The organism is Citrobacter sp. RHBSTW-01044 (assembly GCF_013781945.1).
Lineage (GTDB): Bacteria > Pseudomonadota > Gammaproteobacteria > Enterobacterales > Enterobacteriaceae > Citrobacter > Citrobacter braakii.
Window position 1 is genome coordinate 3071302 of sequence record NZ_CP056180.1, and the last position, 23935, is coordinate 3095236.

22 protein-coding genes are annotated in these 23935 nt (G+C 51.6%); 10 read left to right on the forward strand and 12 right to left on the reverse strand.

Annotated elements, in window-relative coordinates:
- Window positions 1-13 precede the first annotated feature (13 nt).
- Complete coding sequence (hspQ, locus tag HV352_RS15020; RefSeq protein WP_016152490.1) at window positions 14-331, forward strand: heat shock protein HspQ; 318 nt, start codon at window positions 14-16, stop codon at window positions 329-331.
- Window positions 332-398: 67 nt separating this feature from the next.
- On the opposite strand, the gene HV352_RS15025 is transcribed toward hspQ, so the two are convergent.
- The gene (locus HV352_RS15025; RefSeq protein ID WP_016152489.1) at window positions 399-812 is read right to left on the reverse strand and encodes a CoA-binding protein; all 414 of its coding nucleotides are present in this window, start codon (window positions 810-812) and stop codon (window positions 399-401) included.
- Window positions 813-983: 171 nt separating this feature from the next.
- Here HV352_RS15025 and HV352_RS15030 point away from each other — a divergent pair, with 171 nt between their 5' ends.
- Window positions 984-1646, forward strand: coding sequence for a DUF2057 family protein (locus HV352_RS15030; RefSeq protein WP_049042103.1), 663 nt, complete (start codon window positions 984-986; stop codon window positions 1644-1646).
- A gap of 93 nt (window positions 1647-1739) precedes the next feature.
- Complete coding sequence (mgsA, locus tag HV352_RS15035) at window positions 1740-2198, forward strand: methylglyoxal synthase (RefSeq protein WP_016152487.1); 459 nt, start codon at window positions 1740-1742, stop codon at window positions 2196-2198.
- Between the two features lie 32 nt (window positions 2199-2230).
- On the opposite strand, the gene helD is transcribed toward mgsA, so the two are convergent.
- Window positions 2231-4285: a DNA helicase IV gene (helD, locus tag HV352_RS15040; RefSeq protein ID WP_019076416.1), complete on the reverse strand. Its 2055-nt coding sequence runs from the start codon at window positions 4283-4285 to the stop codon at window positions 2231-2233.
- 125 nt (window positions 4286-4410) lie between these two features.
- On the opposite strand from helD, the gene HV352_RS15045 reads away from it, so the two are divergent.
- Entirely contained in the window at window positions 4411-4857 is a 447-nt protein-coding gene (locus tag HV352_RS15045) for a YccF domain-containing protein (protein ID WP_016152485.1), read from the forward strand.
- Between the two features lie 18 nt (window positions 4858-4875).
- A complete protein-coding gene (gene yccS / locus HV352_RS15050; protein WP_016152484.1) occupies window positions 4876-7029 on the forward strand; it encodes a YccS family putative transporter in 2154 nt (717 codons plus the stop codon).
- Here yccS and HV352_RS15055 read toward each other — a convergent pair.
- On the reverse strand, window positions 7007-7621 hold the full coding sequence (locus HV352_RS15055; protein WP_016152483.1) for a TfoX/Sxy family DNA transformation protein: 615 nt from the start codon (window positions 7619-7621) through the stop codon (window positions 7007-7009). The genes yccS and HV352_RS15055 overlap by 23 nt on opposite strands.
- 216 nt (window positions 7622-7837) lie before the next feature.
- On the opposite strand from HV352_RS15055, the gene sulA reads away from it, so the two are divergent.
- Entirely contained in the window at window positions 7838-8347 is a 510-nt protein-coding gene (gene sulA, locus HV352_RS15060) for an SOS-induced cell division inhibitor SulA (protein ID WP_019076414.1), read from the forward strand.
- A 357-nt stretch (window positions 8348-8704) separates the two neighbouring features.
- Complete coding sequence (gene ompA / locus HV352_RS15065) at window positions 8705-9763, forward strand: porin OmpA (RefSeq protein WP_016156137.1); 1059 nt, start codon at window positions 8705-8707, stop codon at window positions 9761-9763.
- Between the two features lie 98 nt (window positions 9764-9861).
- On the opposite strand, the gene matP is transcribed toward ompA, so the two are convergent.
- Window positions 9862-10314 (reverse strand): macrodomain Ter protein MatP, encoded by a 453-nt coding sequence (matP, locus tag HV352_RS15070; RefSeq protein ID WP_016152480.1) that lies wholly within the window; start codon window positions 10312-10314, stop codon window positions 9862-9864.
- A 185-nt stretch (window positions 10315-10499) separates the two neighbouring features.
- On the opposite strand from matP, the gene HV352_RS15075 reads away from it, so the two are divergent.
- Window positions 10500-12260, forward strand: a complete 1761-nt coding sequence (locus tag HV352_RS15075; RefSeq protein ID WP_016156136.1) for a Lon protease family protein — start codon at window positions 10500-10502, stop codon at window positions 12258-12260.
- 68 nt (window positions 12261-12328) lie between these two features.
- Complete coding sequence (gene fabA, locus HV352_RS15080) at window positions 12329-12847, forward strand: bifunctional 3-hydroxydecanoyl-ACP dehydratase/trans-2-decenoyl-ACP isomerase (RefSeq protein WP_003035875.1); 519 nt, start codon at window positions 12329-12331, stop codon at window positions 12845-12847.
- Window positions 12848-12954: 107 nt separating this feature from the next.
- Here the strand turns inward: fabA and rmf are convergent, their stop codons facing one another.
- From rmf to rlmKL, 6 genes are all read right to left on the reverse strand, one after another.
- Window positions 12955-13122: a ribosome modulation factor gene (rmf, locus tag HV352_RS15085; protein WP_003035871.1), complete on the reverse strand. Its 168-nt coding sequence runs from the start codon at window positions 13120-13122 to the stop codon at window positions 12955-12957.
- A gap of 258 nt (window positions 13123-13380) precedes the next feature.
- The gene (pqiC, locus tag HV352_RS15090; RefSeq protein ID WP_181634841.1) at window positions 13381-13944 is read right to left on the reverse strand and encodes a membrane integrity-associated transporter subunit PqiC; all 564 of its coding nucleotides are present in this window, start codon (window positions 13942-13944) and stop codon (window positions 13381-13383) included.
- The gene (pqiB, locus tag HV352_RS15095; RefSeq protein WP_003836843.1) at window positions 13941-15581 is read right to left on the reverse strand and encodes an intermembrane transport protein PqiB; all 1641 of its coding nucleotides are present in this window, start codon (window positions 15579-15581) and stop codon (window positions 13941-13943) included. The genes pqiC and pqiB overlap by 4 nt, the downstream gene beginning before the upstream one ends.
- Before the next feature lie 4 nt (window positions 15582-15585).
- On the reverse strand, window positions 15586-16833 hold the full coding sequence (pqiA, locus tag HV352_RS15100; RefSeq protein WP_181634842.1) for a membrane integrity-associated transporter subunit PqiA: 1248 nt from the start codon (window positions 16831-16833) through the stop codon (window positions 15586-15588).
- A 15-nt stretch (window positions 16834-16848) separates the two neighbouring features.
- Window positions 16849-18756, reverse strand: coding sequence for an ABC transporter ATP-binding protein (locus HV352_RS15105; RefSeq protein ID WP_151222800.1), 1908 nt, complete (start codon window positions 18754-18756; stop codon window positions 16849-16851).
- A 12-nt stretch (window positions 18757-18768) separates the two neighbouring features.
- Window positions 18769-20877 carry a bifunctional 23S rRNA (guanine(2069)-N(7))-methyltransferase RlmK/23S rRNA (guanine(2445)-N(2))-methyltransferase RlmL gene (gene rlmKL, locus HV352_RS15110; RefSeq protein WP_016152475.1) on the reverse strand — a complete coding sequence of 703 codons (2109 nt, stop codon included), beginning with the start codon at window positions 20875-20877 and terminating at the stop codon, window positions 18769-18771.
- A gap of 98 nt (window positions 20878-20975) precedes the next feature.
- Here rlmKL and HV352_RS15115 point away from each other — a divergent pair, with 98 nt between their 5' ends.
- Window positions 20976-22082: a YcbX family protein gene (locus HV352_RS15115; protein ID WP_181634843.1), complete on the forward strand. Its 1107-nt coding sequence runs from the start codon at window positions 20976-20978 to the stop codon at window positions 22080-22082.
- Here HV352_RS15115 and zapC read toward each other — a convergent pair.
- Complete coding sequence (zapC, locus tag HV352_RS15120) at window positions 22079-22621, reverse strand: cell division protein ZapC (RefSeq protein WP_016152473.1); 543 nt, start codon at window positions 22619-22621, stop codon at window positions 22079-22081. The two genes, HV352_RS15115 and zapC, sit on opposite strands and share 4 nt — an antisense overlap.
- Before the next feature lie 165 nt (window positions 22622-22786).
- A complete protein-coding gene (pyrD, locus tag HV352_RS15125) occupies window positions 22787-23797 on the reverse strand; it encodes a quinone-dependent dihydroorotate dehydrogenase (RefSeq protein ID WP_149381061.1) in 1011 nt (336 codons plus the stop codon).
- Window positions 23798-23935 lie beyond the last annotated feature (138 nt).

A 23935-nucleotide genomic window follows, 5' to 3' on the forward strand; every position in this document is an offset into this window, starting at 1 on the left:
CCGGGAGGTGACTATGATTGCCAGCAAATTCGGTATCGGCCAGCAGGTCCGCCATTCCCTGTTAGGTTACCTCGGAGTGGTCGTGGATATCGACCCGGAATATTCGCTTGATGAGCCGTCAGCCGATGAGTTGGCGGTTAACAGCGAACTTCGCGCCGCTCCCTGGTATCACGTGGTGATGGAAGACGATAATGGTCTGCCAGTGCATACGTATCTGGCCGAAGCGCAACTGAGTAGCGAGCTACAGGAAGAACATCCGGAGCAACCGTCAATGGATGAACTGGCGCGCACAATCCGTAAACAGCTTCAGGCTCCACGCCTGCGTAATTGATACTAACACAGGCCCGATGGCGCTTCGCTTATCGGGCCTGTGCGTTTCATCCGGCGACAATCCAACTTTACTTCGCCAGTCCCAGTCGCGGGATCTCAATCGCCGGGCAACGATCCATCACCACCGTCAGCCCCGCATCACGCGCCAGCACGGCCGCCTGCTCGTTAATTACGCCAAGCTGCATCCATAGCGTCTTCGCGCCAATGGCGATAGCCTCCTGAGCGACGCCCCACGCCGCTTCAGAATTACGGAAGACATCGACCATATCCACTTTCTCTGGCACATCCGCCAGCGTTGCATAGCCCTGCTGCCCCAGCAGCATTTTCCCGGCAACCTTCGGTGAAACGGGAATAACGTGATAGCCCTGATCGAGTAAATACTTCATCACGCGATAGCTTGGGCGATCGGGTTTATCGCTCGCGCCAACCAGTGCAATCGTACGGGTAGATGTCAAAATGCCAGCAATATCGGTCTCTTTCATCGTTTTCCTCCAGGCTGTTTAACAAAGTGTACGACAAACCTGCCCCCGCAACCATTCATCCCATACTGGCGTATGAGAGCTAAACTCAAAAATATGTCTATATGTTAGTAAACGTGATTATCGAAAAATTTAGATACATGTTTGCAGCTATTTTCTGGACAGGAGAAACCTATGAAAGCCGGCATTGTGACAGCCTTAATTGCCCTGTGTTTGCCGGTTACCGTTTTTGCTACCTCATTACGCCTGTCTAATGATATTGACCTTTTGGTGCTGGACGGAAAAAAAGTCTCCAGCTCATTACTGCGTGGCGCCGACAGTATCGAGCTGGAAAATGGTCGCCACCAGCTCGTATTTCGCGTAGAAAAAACCATTCGCTTGTCCAGCCACGAAGAACGTCTGTATATTTCGGCTCCGCTGGTCATCAGCTTTGATACACAACTCGTCAGCCAGGTTAATTTTCACCTCCCGCGTCTGAACAATGAGCGGGATACAGCGCATTTTGATGACGCTCCACGCGTGGAATTGCTGGATGGGGACTCCATGCCTATCCCCGTCAAGCTGGATATTCTGTCAATCACATCCACAGCAAAAATCGTGAATTATGAAATGGAAACTGAACGCTATAACAAAGCGGCTAAACATGCGTCATTACCGCAGTTTGCTACGATGATGGCCGATGACAGCTCGCTGCTTTCCGGGGTATCTGAACTGGATCGCGTGCCGCCTCAGTCGCAAACGCTGACCGAACAGCGTTTAAAATATTGGTACCAGCAGGCCGACGCGCAAACGCGAAGTAACTTTTTGCAATGGGCTCAGAAACAGCCTCCTTCATGACATTTATGTTCGCATACGCATTTTTTTTGTCTTTCTCTTGCAGCATCAAGAGCTTCCAGTACTCTGTAACCAGGTTAACTTGGGAGCTGTACTATGGAATTAACAACTCGCACATTGCCAGCGCGTAAGCATATTGCGCTGGTTGCACACGATCACTGTAAAAAGATGTTGATGAGCTGGGTGGAACGCCACCAGCCGTTGCTGGAAAAGCACGTTCTGTACGCCACAGGAACGACGGGAAACTTAATCCAACGCGCAACGGGAATGGACGTCAACGCCATGCTGAGCGGTCCGATGGGGGGCGACCAGCAGGTGGGCGCGCTGATTTCAGAAGGGAAAATTGATGTGCTGATTTTCTTCTGGGACCCGCTGAACGCCGTACCTCACGATCCTGATGTCAAAGCGCTACTGCGTCTGGCGACGGTATGGAACATTCCGGTTGCCACCAACGTGTCGACCGCCGATTTTATTATCCAGTCGCCAAACTTCAACGATGCAACGGACATTTTGATCCCAGATTACGCCCGCTATCTGGCAGAGCGCCTCAAATAAACGCCGGGCAGGCGGCAATTGCCGCCTGCTATTCAGGGTTTTCTTGCTACCGGAACATCCAGTTGTTTAAGCTCATCAACAAAGCACGACGGTGTTTCTTTATTAAACAGCAGCCATACCCGATGCCGTGCCCGCGTTAGCGCCACATACAGCAAGCGTCTCTCTTCAGCATCCGGGAAATCCTCCACCGCCGGAAGCAACGCCTCTTCCATAATCGACTCGCGGGCCGGGGCGGGAAAACCGTCATTCCCATCATGAAGCCCCACAACAATAACGTAATCTGCCTGCTGTCCCTTACTGGCATGGATAGTCATGAAATCCAGCTGTAGCTTAGGCCAACGGGTGGCAGCTTTCTCCAGACTGGCAGGTTTCAGGTGATGGTATCGCGCCAGCACCAGAATTCTCTCTTCTGCCTTCACAAATCCCGACAGCTTATCCAGTAGCAGATCCAGCTGGCTTTCATCGAGCAACGTGACGGCTTTTTTATCGCCTGCCATCAAACTGTTGAGCGGTTTCGTAAGCTGATGAGGGTTTTGCTGGATAAACTGGTTTGCGACTTCACCAATGCGGCTATTAAAACGGTAAGTCGTATCCAGATTACAACGGTCGCCCTCGCCGAAGTTTTGCTGGAATGCGGTGGTCAACGAAAGCTGTGCTCCGCTGAACCGGTAAATTGCCTGCCAGTCATCCCCTACGGCGAACAGCGTAGTGTGTGAGTTTTGCTTGCGCAGTGCGGCTAACAGGGCGGCTCGCTGAGGAGAAATGTCCTGAAATTCGTCGACCAGAATGTGTTTCCACGGACTGATAAACCGCCCTTTTTCCAGAATGACAATGGCCTGATGAATCAACCCGGAAAAATCGACGGCATTCTCATCCTTCAGGGCGCCCTTCCAGGCTTTGAGCAGGGGAGACATCAGCTTAATGCGTTTACTGAAAAGATCGCGAATCTCCTCCGGAGCATTGGCGATCATCTCCGCCTGCGCTCCGCCATGCATACGCATCAGGCTAACCCAACGATCCAGCCGGGAAGCCAGCCGGCGCTGTAATTTTTCGTCATCCCAGAAGTTACCTTCGGGTACAGACCACTGCATCTCTTCTTCTAACCATTGCCGCCAGCCTTTGGCCTGTGCTTTTTTCTCACTGCACTGCTGACGCCAGGTCGTGATAAAAAGTTTGCTGCGCGCGGCAACATCATTTTCCAGCTTGCTAACCGTCGGGACTTTTTTGCTCCCCTGCGAAATAATGTGCAACGCCAGTGAATGAAACGTCCTCGCGGTGATCTCTTCCGTATGCAGACGTTCACGGATGCGATCGTCCATCTCCTGGGCCGCTTTGCGTCCAAACGCCAGCAGCAGGATTTGTTCGGCCGCCGCTTCCCCTCGCGCAAGTAGCCAGCCCGCACGGGCGACCAATACGGATGTTTTGCCGCTTCCGGCCCCCGCAAGAACCAGTAATGATTGTTCGCCGTTCACCACCGCCCGCGCCTGGGCCGGATTCAGCGGCGAGGACTCAATTTGCTGGAAAAAATCGGCATGTTCTTCCAGCATGGCATCGGTATACGCCTGGTTGTGCTGCAAGCGACAAGCTTCAATGTCCTTCAACCATGCCTGGCATTGACGTAACGCCTCACGGCAATTTTCAAATTCTTCCAGCCGGTTGATCGGGAGCGGCAATGCGGCAAAGGCGCGGCGGATCTGCTGCTGTAGCCCTGACGTCTGCTCGCGCGTCAGCCATTTATTCTCACTGGTGCGGGTGGCGATCGCCTCCAACTGCTGCTGTAAAACTCCCGCAGCGACGTCGCTCATTTCCTGACTCCACTGCTGCCAGAGCGAATTCAAATGGTGATGGAAGCGCTGGGTTTCTGCCCATTCAGTGCCGTGAAGACGAACCACCTTATCATCCGGGAGCACAAACTCCAGCTCTCCCCATACCAGGCCGCGTTTACAATGAATAGCCAGTAACTGATTGAAGGGAATAAGATACTCGTGACGATCGCCGGAAACCTTAATCCCGGCATTGAGAATAACGGCCCGATCGTAAGGGTGTTGTGCCAGACGTTTTCCAAGAGAAGTTGCTTTCAGTTCCATAAGACTCAAGCGGATCCACACGAAGAGGTTTGCTTATCAGTGTAACCGCCAGAGAAAACGTGCTCCAGCCCAAAAAAACGTTACAATTGCCGAACTCACAGAAAACCAGAGTTAACCGAGGGTTTATGCGTACTGTTCTGAATATTTTAAATTTTGTGCTCGGGGGATTCGCCACCACCTTAGCCTGGTTACTGGCTACGCTGGTCAGTATTGTGCTGATTTTTACTCTCCCCCTGACCCGCTCATGCTGGGAAATTACCCGACTCTCGCTGTTTCCCTACGGTAACGAAGCGATTCATGTCGATGAGCTTAATCCAGCGGGCAAAAACGTCCTGTTGAATACCGGAGGCACCGTGCTCAATATTTTCTGGCTGATTTTCTTCGGCTGGTGGTTGTGCCTGATGCACATTGTCTCCGGTATTGCCCAGTGCATTACGATTATTGGTATCCCGGTTGGCATTGCGAATTTCAAAATCGCGGCGATTGCACTGTGGCCGGTGGGTCGCCGGGTAGTGTCAGTTGAAGTTGCTCGCGCGGCGCGTGAAGCCAACGCGCGTCGTCGCTTCGAATAATCAGGACCGATGGCCTTTATGTTAAGTCCTCTGCTCAAACGCTATACCTGGAACAGCACCTGGCTGTACTACGTGCGGATTTTTATCGCGCTTTGCGGCACAACAGCGCTGCCCTGGTGGCTGGGTGACGTTAAGCTGACCATCCCGCTCACGCTGGGTATGGTCGCAGCCGCGCTTACTGACCTGGACGATCGTCTTGCAGGTCGCCTGCGCAATTTGATCATCACGCTGGTGTGCTTTTTCATTGCCTCGGCCTCGGTCGAACTGCTCTTCCCATGGCCATGGCTGTTTGCCCTTGGGTTAACGCTTTCCACCAGCGGCTTTATACTGCTGGGGGGATTAGGGCAGCGCTATGCAACCATCGCCTTTGGCGCGTTGCTGATCGCCATTTACACGATGCTCGGCACCTCGCTTTACGATCAGTGGTATCAGCAGCCAATCCTGCTGCTCGCGGGCGCCATTTGGTACAACCTGTTAACCCTGACCGGACATCTTCTGTTCCCTATTCGCCCGTTGCAGGACAATCTGGCGCGTAGCTATGAACAGTTAGCGCACTATCTGGAACTGAAATCGCGTCTTTTTGATCCCGACATAGAAGATGAAAGCCAGGCGCCGCTGTATGATTTGGCTCTTGCGAATGGGCAACTGATGGCGACCCTAAACCAGACAAAGGTGTCACTGCTGACCCGCCTGCGCGGCGACCGCGGACAGCGAGGAACACGTCGCACGCTACATTACTATTTTGTGGCGCAGGATATTCACGAACGCGCAAGCTCCTCGCATATTCAGTACCAAACGCTTCGCGACCATTTCCGCCACAGCGACGTGATGTTCCGCTTCCAGCGCCTGATGTCGATGCAGGGGCAAGCGTGTTCGCAACTGTCTCGCTGTATTTTATTACGCACGCCTTATCAGCACGATCCGCACTTTGAGCGCGTCTTCACTCATATTGATGCTGCACTTGAGCGCATGCGCGCGAGTGGTGAGCCTGCCGACCTGCTCAACACGTTGGGATTTTTGCTGTCAAACCTGCGGGCCATTGATGCCCAGTTGGCGACCATTGAGTCCGAACAGGCTCAGGTACTTTCGCGCAATGAGTCTGAAAATCAGCTTGCCGATGACAGCCCGCATGGGTTCAGTGATATCTGGTTGCGTCTGAGCCGTAATTTCACGCCTGAGTCCGCCCTGTTTCGTCATGCTGTTCGCATGTCGCTGGTGCTCTGCGTCGGCTATGCCATTATCCAGATAACCGGAATGAACCACGGGTACTGGATCCTGTTGACCAGTCTGTTTGTCTGCCAGCCAAACTACAACGCCACCCGACATCGTCTGGCACTAAGGATAATCGGCACATTAGTCGGGATCGCCATTGGGTTACCGATCCTGTGGTTTGTACCTTCTCTCGAAGGGCAATTGATCCTTCTGGTGATCACCGGCGTGTTATTTTTTGCCTTTCGTAACGTCCAGTACGCGCATGCCACCATGTTTATCACGCTGCTGGTGCTGCTATGCTTTAACCTGCTCGGTGAAGGTTTTGAAGTTGCACTTCCGCGCGTCATCGATACGTTGATCGGCTGTGCCATCGCCTGGGCTGCTGTCAGCTTTATCTGGCCAGACTGGCGTTTTCGGAATCTGCCGCGAGTGATTGAACGGGCCACTGACGCTAACTGTCGTTATCTTGATGCTATTCTCGAACAATATCATCAGGGGCGTGATAATCGTCTGGCATACCGTATCGCCCGCCGTGACGCGCACAATCGTGATGCGGAACTTGCTTCGGTGGTGTCGAACATGTCGAGTGAACCGGATGTCACGGCCCAAACACGCGAAACGGCGTTCCGCTTGCTGTGTCTTAACCATACGTTTACCAGCTATATTTCCGCCCTCGGCGCACATCGCGAGCAGTTAACCAATCCTGACGTCCTGGCATTGCTGGATGATGCCGTCTGCTATGTAGATGATGCGCTTCACCATCAACCTGCTGATGAGCAGCGCGTATACCAGGCACTGGAAGATCTGAAGCAGCGAATTCAGCATCTCGAGCCACGTCCGGACAGTAAAGAGCCGCTGGTCGTACAGCAAGTTGGGTTACTGATTGCCCTGCTCCCGGAGATTCGGCGATTACAGCAACAAATTGCTGTGCTGCCATCTAATACCCCGGTTCCGGCGTAAGAGAACTCACCCACTCCACCAGCTCCTGGCGACGCGTCGCCGGGAGCGCGGCTTCATGCACCCCGTCAACCGCTCCTTCAAGGGCATAGAGTATTTTTACCGTTAAGGCAGGGTTATTTTGCCGAAGTTTCAACCAGCACATCTGAGCTCCCAACGATCGCAATGTCCCCTCATCCTTAATTCCTGCTTCATTTAGCAAGGTCTCCAGATGAAACGTCATATTCGGTAATTCCCGCAGGCGATGTTGTGCAAAGCGACTCTGTTTTTCCTTAACGGCTGCATCGAGTGAAAATTGTGATAGCGATACTAACTGCTGCTGGTTCTGCCACAGGGTATCGTTCACCTGGTAATAATTGAGTACAACCGGACGTCCGCGCTTGATAAATGTTAGCCAGACAGGAGAATTTTTTACACAGTACTGGGCGCTCTGCTCACAGGCGCGAAGATATAACTCACCGCTGGCAACCATGGCAAAGACCGTATCACCAACCGTCAGACTATAGCCGCCAAACAGTGAGCGGTAGTGAATTGTTCCCAGAGAAGCCAGATATTCTTGTGATTTATAGATTCTTGCATAAGACTTTTCTTTCATAAAAATCCTTTTAAATCATAACGTAAGCAAATAATTTGCAGTAGCAGATCCGTTAATGACGAAAATAGGCAACTTATGCGTATGGGGCAAGATGAATTTTATTTTTCCCGTGATGATGACTAAAAATTGCGAACCTGTTTCCGAAAATTAGGTTGATCTTTATTAAGGTCGGGGTTACTGTATATCCATACAGTAACTCACAGGGCTGGATTGATTATGTACACTTCAGGTTATGCAAATCGTTCTTCGTCGTTCTCTTCCGCATCGAGCAGCATTGCGCGCGTTTCAGCAGAGAACGCTACCGCTGGGCTTATCAGTGAAGTGGTCTATCGCGAGGACCAGCCCATGATGACGCAGCTCCTGCTGCTTCCCCTGCTGCAACAGTTAGGGCAACAATCACGCTGGCAGTTGTGGCTGACGCCTCAGCAAAAATTAAGCCGTGAGTGGGTGCAGTCGGCCGGGCTTCCATTGACCAAAGTCATGCAAATCAGCCAGCTCTCCCCCTGCAATACGCTGGAATCGATGGTTCGTGCGCTGCGCACAGGTAATTACAGCGTCGTCATCGGCTGGTTGACGGAAGAATTAACCGAAGATGAACATGCCGAACTGGTAAAAGCGGCAGATGAAGGTAATGCGATGGGGTTTATCATGCGTCCTGTTCGCGCTCAGTCACTTGCGGGGAGACAGCATTCCGGGCTAAAAATTCACTCGAATTTGTATCATTGAGTAAAATTAGGATTTATCCTGGAATTTTTTTTCATGTTTTAATTTGCCATTGAGCTGTAACGCGTTTTCCGGCTGAAGGCCTGTCTGAAGCGGTTTTCAGGAAATCTTCAGTACATTTATTCATCTATAAATGTTAAATATTGTGTACACAAGCCTTTTTTTTTCATATGCCTGACGGACTTCACACTTGTAAGTTTTCAACTACGTTGTAGACTTTACATCGCCAGGGGTGCTCGGCATAAGCCGCAGATATCGGTAGAGTAACTATTGAACTGGTCCCCGGGTGAAGGATTTAACCGTGTTATCTCTCTTCGGAGATATTCATGGCGAATTTTGGATGATAACGAGGCGCAAAAAATGAAAAAGACAGCTATCGCAATTGCAGTGGCACTGGCTGGTTTCGCTACCGTGGCGCAGGCCGCTCCGAAAGATAACACCTGGTACACTGGTGCTAAACTGGGCTGGTCTCAGTACCATGATATTGGCAACAACCAGATCAACAACTCCGGTCCTACCCACGAAAGCCAACTGGGTGCTGGTGCATTCGGTGGTTACCAGGTTAACCCGTACGTTGGTTTCGAAATGGGTTACGACTGGTTAGGTCGTATGCCGTACAAAGGCGCCACCGATGCTACCCACAATAATGGCGCTTTCAAAGCTCAGGGCGTTCAGCTGACCGCTAAACTGGGTTACCCAATCACTGACGATCTGGACGTTTATACCCGTCTGGGTGGTATGGTTTGGCGTGCAGACGCTAAAAACAACGAAGGCTTCAAAGACCACGACACTGGTGTTTCCCCAGTATTCGCAGGTGGCGTAGAGTATGCAATTACTCCTGAAATCGCTACCCGTCTGGAATACCAGTGGACCAACAACATCGGTGACGCGAACACCGTTGGCGGTCGTCCGGATAACGGTCTGTTGAGCGTTGGTGTTTCCTACCGTTTCGGTCAGCAGGAAGAAGCAGCTCCAGTAGTTGTTGCACCGGCTCCGGCTCCGGAAGTACAGACCAAACACTTCACTCTGAAGTCTGACGTTCTGTTCAACTTCAACAAAGCAACTCTGAAACCAGAAGGCCAGCAGGCTCTGGATCAGATGTACAGCCAGCTGAGCAACCTGGATCCGAAAGACGGTTCCGTAGTGGTTCTGGGCTTCACTGACCGCATCGGTTCTGACGCTTACAACCAGGGTCTGTCCGAGAAACGTGCTCAGTCCGTTGTTGATTACCTGATCTCTAAAGGTATTCCTTCTGACAAAATCTCTGCACGTGGCATGGGCGAATCCAACCCAGTTACTGGCAACACTTGTGACAACGTGAAAGCTCGCGCTGCACTGATCGACTGCCTGGCTCCGGATCGTCGTGTTGAGATCGAAGTTAAAGGTATCAAAGACGTTGTAACTCAGCCTCAGGCTTAAGTTATCGTCTTATGAAAAAACCCCGCTTTGCGGGGTTTTTTTTTCACTTTTTATCAATCAAAGCACGCCTGTACACAACACATTTAGCCATTCTGTGGTTATTCTTTTCCCAGCAGCGCCTGTAAATCCTGCTTCAATGTCGACATTTTATTCGCGTACTTCTCTTTATGCTCTGCGTCTTCAATCAGTTGCACAATAGTTTCAGAAAGCGTTTTGCCGCGCCGCTGCGCAAGCCCCGCTAAGCGCTGCCAGACCATAAATTCCAGATCGATAGATTTCTTTCGCGTATGCTGATGCTCCGCGTTAAAGTGCCGCTTACGCCTCGCCCGTATGGTTTGTTTCATACGATTTAGCAGCGCAGAGTTCATGTGTTCTTCAATCCAGGTATTGACCCGAACCGGTTCATTTTCGAGGGTTAGCAACAAATCAACGGCTTCTTCGGCAGCGCTGGCCTCTACGTAACGGGTGATTAATTCCCCCTCACGATGCTTCTTCACCAGATACTTCCATTTCCAGCCGCTTTCAAGGTTTTCAAGTTGTTGATATTTCATTGCGATCTCAATGTTACCGTGTAACTCTTATCAGAATATCAGCTTTTTCGGCATCTGAAGAAAAGAATATCCAGCCTGTGAACTGTCGCGCGTCATCGCATTCGTTTCACAGCGCTTTCCACGTGTGCAGTGATGATGGTTACGGTATAATCTCGTTTTTTACAACAGACTAAAAAACATCAACTTTGACCATTACGAAACTTGCATGGCGTGATCTGGTTCCTGACACCGATAGTTATCAGGAAGTATTTGCACAGCCGCACGTCACTGACGACACCGATACCTTACTTAGTGATACTCAGCCACGTTTACAATTTGCGCTGGAGCAGCTTCTTCAGCACTGGACGACGTCTTCGTTCATGCTGGTAAAAGCGCCGGAAGAGCTTGAGTACATCAACCTTATTGCACAGGCCGCGCGGCCTCTGCACTCGGATGCCGGAAGTCTCACCGGAGGTCATTATGATATCTCCGGTCACACTATCCGCTATCGTACAGCTGAGACAGCAGAAGACAATTTTGCGACATTAACCCAGGTAGTCTGCGCTGACTGGGTTGAAGCCGAACAACTGTTTGGCTGTCTGCGTCAGTTCAACGGCGAAATTACCCTACAGCCAGGCCTTGTGCATCAGGCCAACGGTGGTGTGCTGGTTATTTCGTTGCGCACGCTACTGGCCCAACCGCTGCTGTGGATGCGCCTGAAAGCCATTGTCAGCCACGAGCGTTTTGACTGGGTAGCTTTTGATGAGTCTCGCCCGCTGCCCGTCTCCGTTCCACCTATGCCGCTTAAACTCAAAGTGGTATTAGTCGGTGAACGTGAATCACTGGCAGACTTCCAGGACATGGAGCCGGAGCTGGCTGAGCAGGCTATTTATAGCGAGTTTGAAGATAATCTGCAGATAGTGGATGCCGAAACCATGACGCAGTGGTGTCAGTGGGTAACACATACCGCTACGCGCAACAATTTGCCCTACCCGGCCCCTGATGCCTGGCAAGTGCTGATCCGTGAAGCCGTTCGTTATACCGGCGAACAGGATACATTGCCGCTTAACCCGCTGTGGATCACCCGACAGTTCAAAGAAGTGGCCCCGTTATGCGAGGGCGAAACCTGCAACGCTGAGCAGTTCAGCCTGATGCTGACCCAGCGTGAATGGCGGGAAGGTTTCCTCGCCGAACGAATGCAGGATGAGATCCTGCAGGAACAGATCCTGATCGAGACGGAAGGCGAGCGTATTGGCCAAATCAACGCCCTGTCGGTGATTGAATTTCCTGGTCACCCCCGCGCGTTTGGTGAGCCTTCTCGTATCAGCTGTGTGGTTCATATTGGCGACGGCGAATTTACGGATATTGAGCGCAAAGCCGAGCTTGGCGGAAATATTCATGCGAAGGGTATGATGATTATGCAGGCGTTCCTGATGTCGGAACTCCAGCTTGAACAGCAAATCCCCTTCTCTGCCTCGCTGACCTTTGAGCAATCCTACAGCGAAGTGGACGGCGACAGCGCGTCCATGGCAGAACTTTGCGCATTGATTAGCGCCCTCGCCGACGTTCCTGTTAATCAAAGCATCGCCATTACCGGTTCTGTCGATCAGTTTGGTCGGGCACAACCTGTTGGTGGTCTGAACGAGAAAATTGAAGGCTTCTTCGCCATCTGTCAGCAGCGTGAGCTGACAGGCACACAGGGCGTTATCATTCCTTCAGCGAATGTCAGACACCTGAGCCTGCAGCCCGCTCTGCTTCAGGCCGTAGAAGAAGAAAAATTCACTATCTGGGCGGTGGACGACGTGACCGATGCGCTGCCACTGTTATTAAATCTGGTGTGGGATGGTGAAGGCCAGACAACGCTGATGCAAACTATCCAGGAGCGTATTGCTACGGCAACGCAGCAGGAAGGTCGTCACCGTTTTCCCTGGCCGCTACGTTGGCTGAACTGGATTATTCCGAACTGATCGGACTTGTTCAGCGTACACGTGTTAGCTATCCTGCGTGCTTCAATAAAATAAGGCTTACAGAGAACATGGTAGATAAACGCGAATCCTATACAAAAGAAGACCTTCTTGCCTCTGGTCGCGGTGAGCTGTTTGGCGCAAAAGGGCCACAACTGCCTGCACCAAGCATGCTGATGATGGACCGTGTCATCAAGATGACCGAAACCGGCGGCAACTTTGACAAAGGTTATGTTGAAGCTGAACTGGATATCAACCCGGACCTGTGGTTCTTCGGATGCCACTTTATCGGCGATCCGGTGATGCCGGGCTGCCTGGGTCTGGATGCCATGTGGCAGCTGGTTGGATTCTATCTCGGCTGGCTGGGCGGCGAAGGTAAAGGCCGCGCGCTGGGCGTAGGCGAAGTTAAATTCACCGGCCAGGTTCTGCCGACTGCGAAGAAAGTGACTTACCGCATTCACTTCAAACGCATCGTTAATCGTCGCCTGATCATGGGCCTGGCTGATGGTGAAGTGCTGGTTGATGGTCGTCTAATCTATACCGCAAACGATCTGAAAGTGGGTCTGTTCCAGGACACTTCCGCGTTCTAATCCAGGTCAGCGTAGCCGCCAGACATTAACGTTTATTCGTCTTGTCTGGTGGGCAAAAAGGCGAAACCTCCGCTCTGCGGAGGTTTCTTTTATCTAAAGAGACAGAATCAGGCCATTAAAACCCTATCCCCCATGGCTTCTCGCCAGCCTCCCAGCCAGTATGACCTCTGATTCAGCGTCTGATAGGGACACATTTCTTTTGAGCGTCCGGCAATGCCGGCCTGATATCCACGTTGATGTGCCCGTTCCAGGCGATCTCGTTTTTGTCTCTTCATGCCTCGTTTCCCTCATCTTTTGGGTCTGGTGGAAAAGAAAACAGTGATTACTAAGTGTGCAATCACACTAAAACGAATACCCCTAAACATCAGGCTCGTCAATGCGCAAAATTCACGCCAGTGTCATATTTGTGAGCTACCCGCAAAATCATTTGTACAAAAATAGTCTGTCAGAACAGCTATCTCCACGGCTAAAAAAATAAAAAAAACCGCCCCGGGCAATGAACCAGGGGCGGCATAATTTACAATTATTTAAGCTTAAGGGATGCGTTTCAGCTCTTGAGCCATTGCCGTCGCTTCCTGGCTCCAGGCGTTGGCCAGAACCTTCACCATCTCATCGTAGCCGTCTTTAGTCTGTACAGCTTCAATGTGGAATGGACGCTTGATCAACTGCCCCTGGTGATTCAGCAGCCATTCACCGCTCACGATGACCTTACCATCGTACCGACCGTGGAAGCCGGTCACGGTAACGTTCAACGTGTCCTGAGTGCTTCCCAGCGGCTGCGAAGCAACAACCCAGCCAGGTAACTGCATACTGAGGTTCGTAACCAGGGTATTGCGCAATTGCTGATCTAAGGGGCTGGCCCAGAGATTATTATTCGCTATCACATATTGCACATCGCTGGTCTGGTAAACCACCCCATTACCCGCCAGATAGTCCGGGACCGCAATCTGTTCAACCCACAGCAGACGGTTACCCTGGTTAGCTGAGCTCTGTACGCCCCCTTGCGCGATAGGAAGCTGGTAATAGCTTTTATTTTCTCCGCTGGAGCTGCATGACGTCAGCCAGATCGCCATCATCGCCACTAGCCACTTTTTCATTGTTTCGCCCTCTTCGGCTCTGGATCTTTTTTGTCCTTCGCTTCAAATACCAGCGCATTGCTCTTATCGTTCAACGTTTTCAGTACCGGTTGCAGTTCTCGCAGCACCTGATCAAGACGCTGCATATCCGCCACCATCTTGTTGTAGGCGGCGGAACCCGGCTGGAAGCCCTGCATACTACGGTTCAGTTCGCGCAGCGTGTTCTGCATATCCGCCGGAAGATCCTGCATCGACTGACTGGACGTGATCTTATTCATGTTGTCCAGCGTGGTTTGCAGATGCTTCATCGTACGCTGGCTTTCCGACAACGTATTGGTCGCCTGCTCAATCATTGGGTTCAACGGCAGATTGTTAATCTTATCCAGCGCTTCCATCAGTCGCTGCTGGATCTGCGCCAGACCACCGCTCACGGTCGGAATAATTTGATAACCGTTAAATTCGCGCACACCGGTAATCGGCGGTTCTTTCGGGTAGAAGTCGAGATCGACATACAGAGCGCCAGTCACCAGGTTCCCGGTTTTCAGCGATGCCCGTAAGCCGCGTTTAAGCAATTCTGCCAGATGAGCGCCAACATCAGTATCTTCTCCCAGCTGTGCCTTCAGACGTTCTGGTTCGATACGTACCAGCACCGGAATACGGTAATCATTGTTGAAGACCTGACGCATATTCGGTGAGAAGAAAGGTACTTTGCTTACCGTACCCAAACGGATGCCACGGAATTCCAGTGGCGCGCCAGGCTGCAGGCCACGAATTGAATCTTTAAAGAACATCAGGTAATCAATATGATCGGTATACAGTGAATCCTGAATACTTTTTTGGTCGTCATAGAGATTAAACGCAGACTGTTGTGCGACCGGTTCGCCTTGTTCCAGCCCTTCTGGCACATCAAAACTTACGCCACCGCCAAACAGCGTGGAGAGAGATCCCATTTCCACGCGCATACCTGCCGAAGTAAGATCCACGGCGATCCCACTGTCCTTCCAGAAACGCACATTGCTGGTCACCAGACGATCGTTAGGCGCATTGATAAATAGCTGATAGCTAATCGTACGCTTTTGCGCATCAAATGTGCTGGTTTCAACCGAACCTACACGATAACCACGGAACAGAACCGGGTCGCCCGGGCTCAACTGACCGGCTTTTTTGCTGTCCAGAATCACACGGATCCCTTTCGCATCTGGCGGCGCCAGCGGCGGTGAATCCAGCAGTTGGTAATTTTCCAGCTTGCTGCCTTTATTGCCAGGCTGCAGTTCAATATAAGCCCCGGACAATAGCGTGCCGAGCCCACTGATACCTTCACGCCCAACCTGCGGCTTCACCACCCAAAAGACAGAATCTTTATGCAGCAGCTTTTCCATTCCGGAGTTAAGACGAGCTTTAATTTCCACATGGGTCAAATCATCAGTCAGGGTTGCGCTCTCGACGATGCCGACATCCACGCTGCGGCTCTTAATCGTCGTTTTGCCCCCTTCAATACCTTCGGCATTAGTGGTAATCAGCGTGACTTGTGGCCCCTGATGACTGTAGTGATAAAACAGGACCCACGCGCCAATGAGGGCAGTGACTATAGGGAATATCCACACGGGCGACCAGTTTTTTACCTTTTGCACTTTGGCTTCCCCACTTTTAGATTCCATGCTGTCAGGACTCCTCATGATCTGGTTCACGGTCCCACGACAGACGGGGATCAAATGTCATCGCAGAAAACATTGTCATAATGACGACTAAAGCAAACATCAAAGCACCCATTGCAGGATAAATGTTCATTAACCCTCCCATGCGCACCAGCGCAGAGAGTACGGCAATTACAAAAACGTCGATCATTGACCAGCGACCGACAAATTCTACAACCTCGTAAATTAAATGCATTCGTTCACTGTCGCGTTTGCCGTGCCCTTTGGCATCCCAACACAGCCAGGCAATGGCGATCATTTTCAACGTCGGCACCATAATACTGGCGATAAAGATAACCGCAGCCACCGGGTAAGAGCCTTCGCTCCAGATTAAAACCACGCCCTCGAGTATCGTTGAAGGCAGCTTTGACCCGAGCAGATCGGTGATCATGATCGGCAGAATATTGGCAGGAAGATAAAGCATGATCGACGTAAACAGTAATGCCAATGTCCATTGCAGACTGTTTTTACGCCGCACATAACCTTTCGTCTGACAGCGTGGGCATACCAGCTCGTCTGCAGGAAGAATAGCGGTGCAGCAGGAACAGGAACGCAACCCTTGTCGGATGCCGGGCACACCAGGCTTTAATTCCTGCTTAATGGCTGGCATAGGGGCAATATCATCCCACAGCCAACGGCGATCCACACACTGAAAAGCCCGCAACTGGAGCATACAAAACAAGCACCACGGGATGAAGCTGCTGCCCACGCCGATATCGCCGTAGGCCATCAGCTTAACAAAGCTCACCAACACGCCCGCGAGGAAAATTTCTGCCATTCCCCAGCTTTTTAACTGAAACAAAATACGCGCCAGCCATGTTTTAAGCCGCTCAGGCATATGAACCCGATTCACCAACAGCAAAATGGTCAACAAGCAAAAAGCGGGAACCAACTGAACGAATAAGATAAAGAAGGTACCGAGGCTGGCGTAATCTTCCGAAAAGAGAACGCTGGGGATTTGCAGCAGCGTCACTTCGCTGCTCACCCCCGCAACATTCATATTCACAAAGGGAAAGAGGTTTGACAAAAGCAGCATAAATAATGCTGCTAACACATAGGCGGTAGGACGCTGCCGTGGCGCGTCCCACTCAACCGTTAACGTAGTGCCACATCGTGGACATGCCGCTTTCTGACCATGCTCAAGGCGAGGTAACGCCACCAGCATGTCACACTGCGAGCACAGAATATGCTTCGCGGCATGGTGATGTTCGCACATATGTGCTCCTTTAAATTATGCGCCGTTCTTCAAAGACTCAAGATACTCCCAGCGCTCAAAGGCTTGCTCAAGTTCTTGTTCAGCTTCGTTCAGATTAGCTAATACCTGTTGCGTTTGCTCATGCGGCTGACTGAAAAAAGCGGCGTCAGCTACCTGAGCTTGTAATGCTTCCAGTTTAGCTTCCAGTTCTTCAAGCAGCGCGGGGAGCAGCTCCAGTTCGCGCTGCAGTTTATAGCTTAGTTTGCTCGTGCTGCGTTTGACAATTTCTGCTTTAGGAGCAACGGTTTCCTCTGTTTTTTTCGCAACTGGCTGTTTAAACGCCACATACTGCGATTGCTGGCTGCGGGCATCATGATAACCGCCGACATAACGACCAATTTTACCGCCGCCTTCGAAGATCCAGCATTCGGTTACGGTATTATCCACAAACTGACGGTCGTGGCTCACCAGCAGCACGGTGCCCTGGTAGCTATCAATCAGCTCTTCAAGCAGTTCCAGCGTTTCGACGTCCAGATCGTTCGTTGGTTCATCGAGAATCAAAAGATTACTGGGTTTGAGAAAAAGACGCGCCAGCAGTAGGCGATTGCGTTCCCCACCAGAGAGCGCACGTACTGGCGTCATCGCCCGTTTCGGATGGAACAGGAAATCCTGGAGGTAGCCCAGCACATGGCGAGGTTTACCGTTAACCAGCACCTCTTGCTTACCCTCAGCAAGGTTGTCCATCACGGTTTTATCCGGATCCAGTTCGGCGCGGTGCTGATCGAAATACGCCACTTCCAGCTTCGTGCCGACGTGAATGCGTCCGCTATCAGCCTGAAGCTGACCTAACATTAGCTTCAGCAGCGTTGTTTTACCGCAGCCGTTAGGTCCAATTAGCGCAATCTTGTCGCTACGTTGCACCTGCGCGGAGAAATCTTTTACCAGTTGCTTTCCATCAACCTGGTAATCAACATTCTCCATTTCGAAGACAATCTTGCCAGAACGGCTCGCCTCTTCGACCTGCATCTTCGCCGTGCCCATCACTTCGCGACGTTCGCCACGCTCGCGACGCATGGCTTTCAGCGCCCGCACGCGGCCTTCATTACGGGTACGACGCGCTTTGATGCCCTGACGGATCCACACTTCTTCCTGCGCCAGCTTGCGATCAAATTCCGCATTTTGGAGATCTTCCACCCGCAGCGCTTCTTCTTTATCCAGCAGATACTGATCGTAGTTCCCCGGATAGGTCACCAGCTTGCCGCGGTCGAGATCGACAATACGCGTCGCCATATTGCGAATAAATGAACGGTCGTGGGAAATGAAAATAATTGTCCCATTGAAGGATTTCAGGAACCCTTCCAGCCAGTCGATAGTTTCAATATCCAGGTGGTTAGTTGGTTCATCCAGCAGCAGTACGCGCGGGTTGCTCACTAACGCGCGGCCCAGCGCCGCCTTACGCAGCCAGCCGCCCGAAAGCGAAGAAAGCGCGGCGTTAGGATCCAGTCCCAGTTGCGCCAGCACTTCATTAATGCGGCTTTCGAGCTGCCACAGATTATGGTGATCGAGCATTTCCTGAACCCGCGCCATTTCATTCAGGTTTCTGTCGCTGGGATCGGTCATCACCAGGCGCGAAATATCGTGATAACGCTTCAGATATTCAGCCTGTTCCTCAATACCTTCGGCAACGAAGTCATAGACGCTGCCCACAACATTACGCGGCGGATCCTGCTGCAGACGCGCCACAACCAGGTCCTGCTCATAAATAATACGCCCGTCGTCAAGACCCTGTTCACGGTTGAGGATCTTCATCAGCGTCGACTTACCTGCGCCATTACGGCCAACCAGACAGACGCGTTCGTTATCTTCGATATGCAGTTCTGCATTATCAAGAAGCGGCGCATCGCTGAACGACAGCCATGCACCATGCATACTGATCAATGACATTTATTTATCCTTTCAGGCTGCGGTAATCAGCCAGCAATTGTGGATCTGACGGTTACGGGCAAAATCCTGGGAAAGCGTTTTTTGGGTGATTTCTTGTGCTTTTAATCCCAGTTCAGCCAGACCGTCGAGATCCATACGGAACCCACGCTTGTTGTTGGAGAACATGATCGTGCCGTCTTTACGCAGCAGACGTTTCAGATCTTTCATCAGCGCCAGATGATCGCGCTGTACATCAAACGAGTCTTCCATACGTTTTGAGTTAGAGAACGTCGGCGGATCGATGAAAATCAGATCAAACTGTTCATTGGCATCGCGCAGCCAGCCCAGGCAATCGGCTTGAATTAAACGGTGAGCGCGACCACTCAGGCCGTTCAGGCGCAGGTTACGCTCAGCCCACTCCAGGTAGGTACGCGACATATCAACCGTCGTGGTGCTACGCGCACCGCCCAGTCCGGCATGAACGCTGGCACTGCCGGTGTAGGAGAACAGGTTAAGGAAATCCTTACCTTTACTCATCTGGCCCAGCATGCGGCGCGCAATACGGTGATCGAGGAACAAACCGGTATCAAGATAGTCTGTCAGGTTGACCCACAGGCGCGCGTTGTACTCGCTTACCTCAATGAATTCACCCTTCTCATTCATCTTCTGATACTGGTTCTTCCCTTTCTGGCGCTCACGGGTTTTCAGCACCAGTTTATTTGGCGCGATTTCCAGGACCGACAGCGTTGCGGCAATGATATCGAACAGACGTTGACGTGCTTTTTGCGCATCGACCGTCTTCGGCGGAGCGTATTCCTGAACCACGACCCACTCACCGTAACGGTCCACTGCAACGTTGTATTCCGGCAGGTCAGCATCATACAGGCGATAGCATTCAATTCCTTCCTGACGCGCCCATTTTTCCAGCTTCTTGATATTCTTGCGCAGGCGGTTGGCATAATCTTCCGCGACCGTGGCTGGCTTGCTGTCCGCAGTGGTCTCTGCAACGTGATAGTTTTTCTGTACGCAATCCAGCGGACCGTTTTTAGCTTTGAACTGCTTGTCAGCACGCAATTGCAGGCTGCTGAGCAAATCCGGAGATGCGCTGAACAGCGACAAATTCCAGCCGCCAAACTGGTTTTTCATCGTACGGCCCAGCAAGCTATGCAGGGCAATCAGCGCCGGTTCGCTATCCAGACGTTCGCCGTAGGGCGGGTTACTGATCACCGTACCATACGGTCCCTTCGGCAGTGGATTACTCAGTTTGGCGACATCTTTAACGTCAAATGTCATCAGATCGGCAATACCTGCACGGCGGGCGTTACTACGCGCTTTTTCAATCACGCGCGCATCGCTGTCGGAGCCATAGAAGTGCGAAGTATAGTCAGCAAGCCCCTTACGCGCACGCACCTGAGCTTCGGCTTTAACCTCTTGCCAGACGGCTTCATCGTGCTGTGCCCAACCGCTAAAGCCCCAGTACCCGCGGTGCAGGCCCGGCGCGCGATCGGTTGCCCACATCGCCGCTTCAATCAGCAGCGTGCCGGAGCCGCACATCGGATCGAGTAACGGTGTGCCCGGCTGCCAGCCAGAACGCATAACAATAGCGGCGGCCAGCGTCTCTTTAATCGGCGCCTGGCCCGCACGATCGCGATAACCGCGCTGATGCAAACCGTCACCGCTCAGATCGAGCGCAATGCTGGCGGTATCTTTGTTCAACCAGACATTGATTCGCAGATCCGGAGATTCACGATCCACATTCGGACGCGGCAGATTTTTGCGGGTAAAGGCATCGACAATCGCATCCTTGACCTTCAGCGCGCCGTACTGGCTGTTACGAATGGTCTCGTTCAGGCCGCTAAAATGGACGGCAAACGTAGCACCAGGATTAAATATCTCTGTCCAGTCGATTGCCTGAACGCCGAGGTACAGATCAAGATCGCTGTAGACCTTGCACTCTCCCATCGGCAGGATAATGCGCGAGGCCAGGCGGCTCCACATCAGGCTCTGGTAAACAAGCCGCGTGTCGCCCTTAAAATGGACCCCACCCTGAACGACCTGACACTCCAGCGCGCCGAGGTTTTCCAGTTCAGTTTTTAACAGCTCTTCCAGCCCGCGGGCCGTACTGGCAAACAGAGAATTCATAATGTCACTTTTACTCCTAGAAAATTGCTGCGCATTATAGCTAATATGGGCTGTATGTCATAAAGTTGAAGGCTTATTTTCGTTCAAGGGGCTGTGCAGTGGTAACGTTGACCCGACTTTTTATTCATCCGGTTAAATCAATGCGTGGAATTGGACTCACGCACGCCCTGGCAGACGTGAGCGGTCTCGCCCTGGATCGTATATTTATGATTACCGAACCCGACGGGACGTTCATTACCGCCCGACAGTTCCCGCAAATGGTCCGCTTTACCCCTTCCCCTTTCCACGATGGACTTCATCTCACGGCTCCAGACGGCAGCAGCGCGCTCGTGCGATTCGCAGACTTCGCCACCCAGGATGCGCCGACAGAAGTGTGGGGAAACCATTTTACCGCGCGTATTGCGCCAGCGGCTATCAACCTGTGGCTGAGCGGCTTTTTCTCCCGTGACGTGCAGTTGCGCTGGGTGGGTCCGCAACTGACACGCCGGGTGAAGCGCCACGCTGATGTTCCTTTGTCCTTCGCCGATGGTTATCCCTACCTGCTGGCCAACGAAGCATCTCTGCGCGATGTGCAACAGCGCTGTCCGGCAAGCGTCAAAATGGAACAGTTTCGCCCCAATCTGGTAGTTTCGGGGGCTGACGCCTGGGCAGAAGACACCTGGAAAGTGATTCGCATTGGCGACGTCATTTTTGATGTGGCAAAACCCTGTAGCCGCTGCATTTTCACTACCGTTAGCCCAGAAAAAGGCCAGAAACATCCGTCTGGCGAGCCGCTCGCCACGCTGCAAACCTTCCGAACAGCGGTGGATAACGGCGACGTCGATTTCGGCCAGAATCTTATCGCACGCAACAGTGGCGTTATTCGCGTCGGCGATGAGGTAGAGATTTTGGCAACCGGTCCCGCCAGAGCTTACGGTGCGGCGGAGCCAGACGATACCGCACAGGAACAACAACCCGATGCCACGGTACTTATTGACTGGCAGGGCCAGACCTTTCGCGGAAATAATCAGCAGGTATTGCTTGAACAGCTGGAAAACCAGGGTATCAGGGTGCCCTATTCATGCCGGGCAGGAATTTGCGGATGCTGTCGAATTCGACTGTTGGAAGGCGAAGTTAGTCCGCTGAAAAAATCAGCGATTGGGGATGACGGGACGATTCTGTGCTGCAGTTGCGTTCCCAAAACGACAATCAGGCTGGAGAGTTAAACCGCCTGCTCAAGGCTGAAACTGTCGGCAATAACCTGCGGTTTCAGTCTGTCATTCATTATTTTAATCGCGTCGCCAAGCTGCATTGTGCGCCCGGCAATAACCACACCAGGTTGTGCAAGCAGACAAAGCGCGGCATTTTCACCCGGTTCAACCACTAACAGGTTTACCTGTTCATCCGTATCGCTTAAATCCACACAAGCAGCATCCCCCACAACTGGCGACCAGTTAATACCGTGTGCGACAAAGTGCCAGCTTTTTGGCATTTGCGGTTTAAGGTAACGAATCGCTACCAGCGCATTAAGCACCAGTTCCGCCTTTTGCTCTTTGGCTAAATCCAGGTAGCGACATTTTTCTTCAAAGGAAAAATAAAGCGCGGCGTCATCAACACAAAAACCCGACGGAGAAAATGCATCCGGAGTGAGCATTTTACGAGCAAAACGCGAACGGAATAACATGCCATTGGCTAAATCGAGCATCATACGATCGTGCTCTTCATCATAATACCAGCGCCAGTTATCGTCGGGTTTAATTCGCATCAGTTTCTCTCCTTTCCTTAATCATCACCATTACGACAGTATCCTTTTGCCGCTTCGTTTATTGCCTTAATAATAAAAGCTCAGAATGTTTAAATAAGCAACAGTAAAGGAATATAAAACAACCAGGGCCAGAAATAAAGCCCTGGATTGTGATTAAGGTAGCATTCAGATATTGGTGACGATTTCTTTAATCAACGGTGGGCCTTTAAAAATAAAGCCCGAATAAATCTGTACCAGAGAAGCACCGGCAGCTATTTTCTCACGCGCGGCGATTACTGAGTCGATACCACCAACCCCAATAATCGGCAGCTGACCTTTTAATTCCTGAGACAACTGGCGAATAATTTCTGTACTTTTTAATTGTAACGGTCGACCGCTGAGGCCGCCCATTTGATCGCAATTTTTCATTCCCTGAACGAGAGAACGATCGAGAGTGGTGTTAGTCGCAATTACGCCATCAATATTATGACGAACTAAACTGTCAGCAACCTGGACCAGTTCTTCCACAGAAAGATCCGGTGCGATCTTAACCGCCACTGGAACATATTTATGGTGGATCGCTTGCAGATCATTTTGCTTATTTTTAATTGCCGTCAGAAGATCATCCAGCGCCTCACCATATTGCAGCGTACGTAATCCCGGCGTATTCGGTGAAGAGATATTAATCGCGATATAACCAGCATAAGCATAGACTTTTTCCATACAAATCAGATAGTCATCTTTGCCGTTCTCTACCGGAGTATCTTTATTCTTACCAATATTAATCCCCAGAATACCGTCAAAATGCGATTTTTTGACGTTCTCAACCAGGTTATCAACCCCCAGGTTATTAAACCCCATGCGGTTGATCAAACCTTCTGCATCGACCAGACGAAACAGACGTGGTTTATCATTACCCGGCTGAGGACGCGGCGTCACGGTACCAATCTCAATGGAACCAAATCCCATCGCGCCGAGCGCATCAATGCACTCCCCGTCTTTATCCAGTCCGGCAGCAAGCCCGAGTGGATTTTTAAACGTCAGCCCCATACAGGTAACCGGTTTTGCGGGTACTTTCTGGCGGACAAGCGCTTCGAGCGGCGTGCCGGTAATGCGACGTAATTGCTGGAATGTCAATTCATGAGCGCGCTCTGGATCGAGCTGGAAAAGGGCTTTACGAACGAAGGGGTAGTACATGAACTCTCCTGGATTCCCGGTGTGCAAACCGGGGGCGTATTATGTGCGATCGCGAGCAAAAAGGGAATTGACCTGCGGCAATAAATAGCAATCGTTTTCCTGCTTCCTCCTTTTTATTCATTTTTCAACTTTTCTATC

Coding starts and splice junctions, on each gene's coding strand:
- HV352_RS15025 (WP_016152489.1), bottom strand. CDS start 812: ATGAAAGAGACCGATATTGCTGGCATTTTGACATCTACCCGTACGATT.
- HV352_RS15030 (WP_049042103.1), top strand. CDS start 984: ATGAAAGCCGGCATTGTGACAGCCTTAATTGCCCTGTGTTTGCCGGTT.
- rlmKL (WP_016152475.1), bottom strand. CDS start 20,877: ATGAATTCTCTGTTTGCCAGTACGGCCCGCGGGCTGGAAGAGCTGTTA.
- pqiC (WP_181634841.1), bottom strand. CDS start 13,944: ATGAAAAAGTGGCTAGTGGCGATGATGGCGATCTGGCTGACGTCATGC.
- yccS (WP_016152484.1), top strand. CDS start 4,876: ATGTTAAGTCCTCTGCTCAAACGCTATACCTGGAACAGCACCTGGCTG.
- sulA (WP_019076414.1), top strand. CDS start 7,838: ATGTACACTTCAGGTTATGCAAATCGTTCTTCGTCGTTCTCTTCCGCA.
- zapC (WP_016152473.1), bottom strand. CDS start 22,621: ATGCGAATTAAACCCGACGATAACTGGCGCTGGTATTATGATGAAGAG.
- HV352_RS15055 (WP_016152483.1), bottom strand. CDS start 7,621: ATGAAAGAAAAGTCTTATGCAAGAATCTATAAATCACAAGAATATCTG.
- ompA (WP_016156137.1), top strand. CDS start 8,705: ATGAAAAAGACAGCTATCGCAATTGCAGTGGCACTGGCTGGTTTCGCT.
- pyrD (WP_149381061.1), bottom strand. CDS start 23,797: ATGTACTACCCCTTCGTTCGTAAAGCCCTTTTCCAGCTCGATCCAGAG.
- rmf (WP_003035871.1), bottom strand. CDS start 13,122: ATGAAGAGACAAAAACGAGATCGCCTGGAACGGGCACATCAACGTGGA.
- hspQ (WP_016152490.1), top strand. CDS start 14: ATGATTGCCAGCAAATTCGGTATCGGCCAGCAGGTCCGCCATTCCCTG.
- mgsA (WP_016152487.1), top strand. CDS start 1,740: ATGGAATTAACAACTCGCACATTGCCAGCGCGTAAGCATATTGCGCTG.
- HV352_RS15105 (WP_151222800.1), bottom strand. CDS start 18,756: ATGTCATTGATCAGTATGCATGGTGCATGGCTGTCGTTCAGCGATGCG.
- matP (WP_016152480.1), bottom strand. CDS start 10,314: ATGAAATATCAACAACTTGAAAACCTTGAAAGCGGCTGGAAATGGAAG.
- helD (WP_019076416.1), bottom strand. CDS start 4,285: ATGGAACTGAAAGCAACTTCTCTTGGAAAACGTCTGGCACAACACCCT.
- HV352_RS15045 (WP_016152485.1), top strand. CDS start 4,411: ATGCGTACTGTTCTGAATATTTTAAATTTTGTGCTCGGGGGATTCGCC.
- pqiA (WP_181634842.1), bottom strand. CDS start 16,833: ATGTGCGAACATCACCATGCCGCGAAGCATATTCTGTGCTCGCAGTGT.
- fabA (WP_003035875.1), top strand. CDS start 12,329: ATGGTAGATAAACGCGAATCCTATACAAAAGAAGACCTTCTTGCCTCT.
- pqiB (WP_003836843.1), bottom strand. CDS start 15,581: ATGGAATCTAAAAGTGGGGAAGCCAAAGTGCAAAAGGTAAAAAACTGG.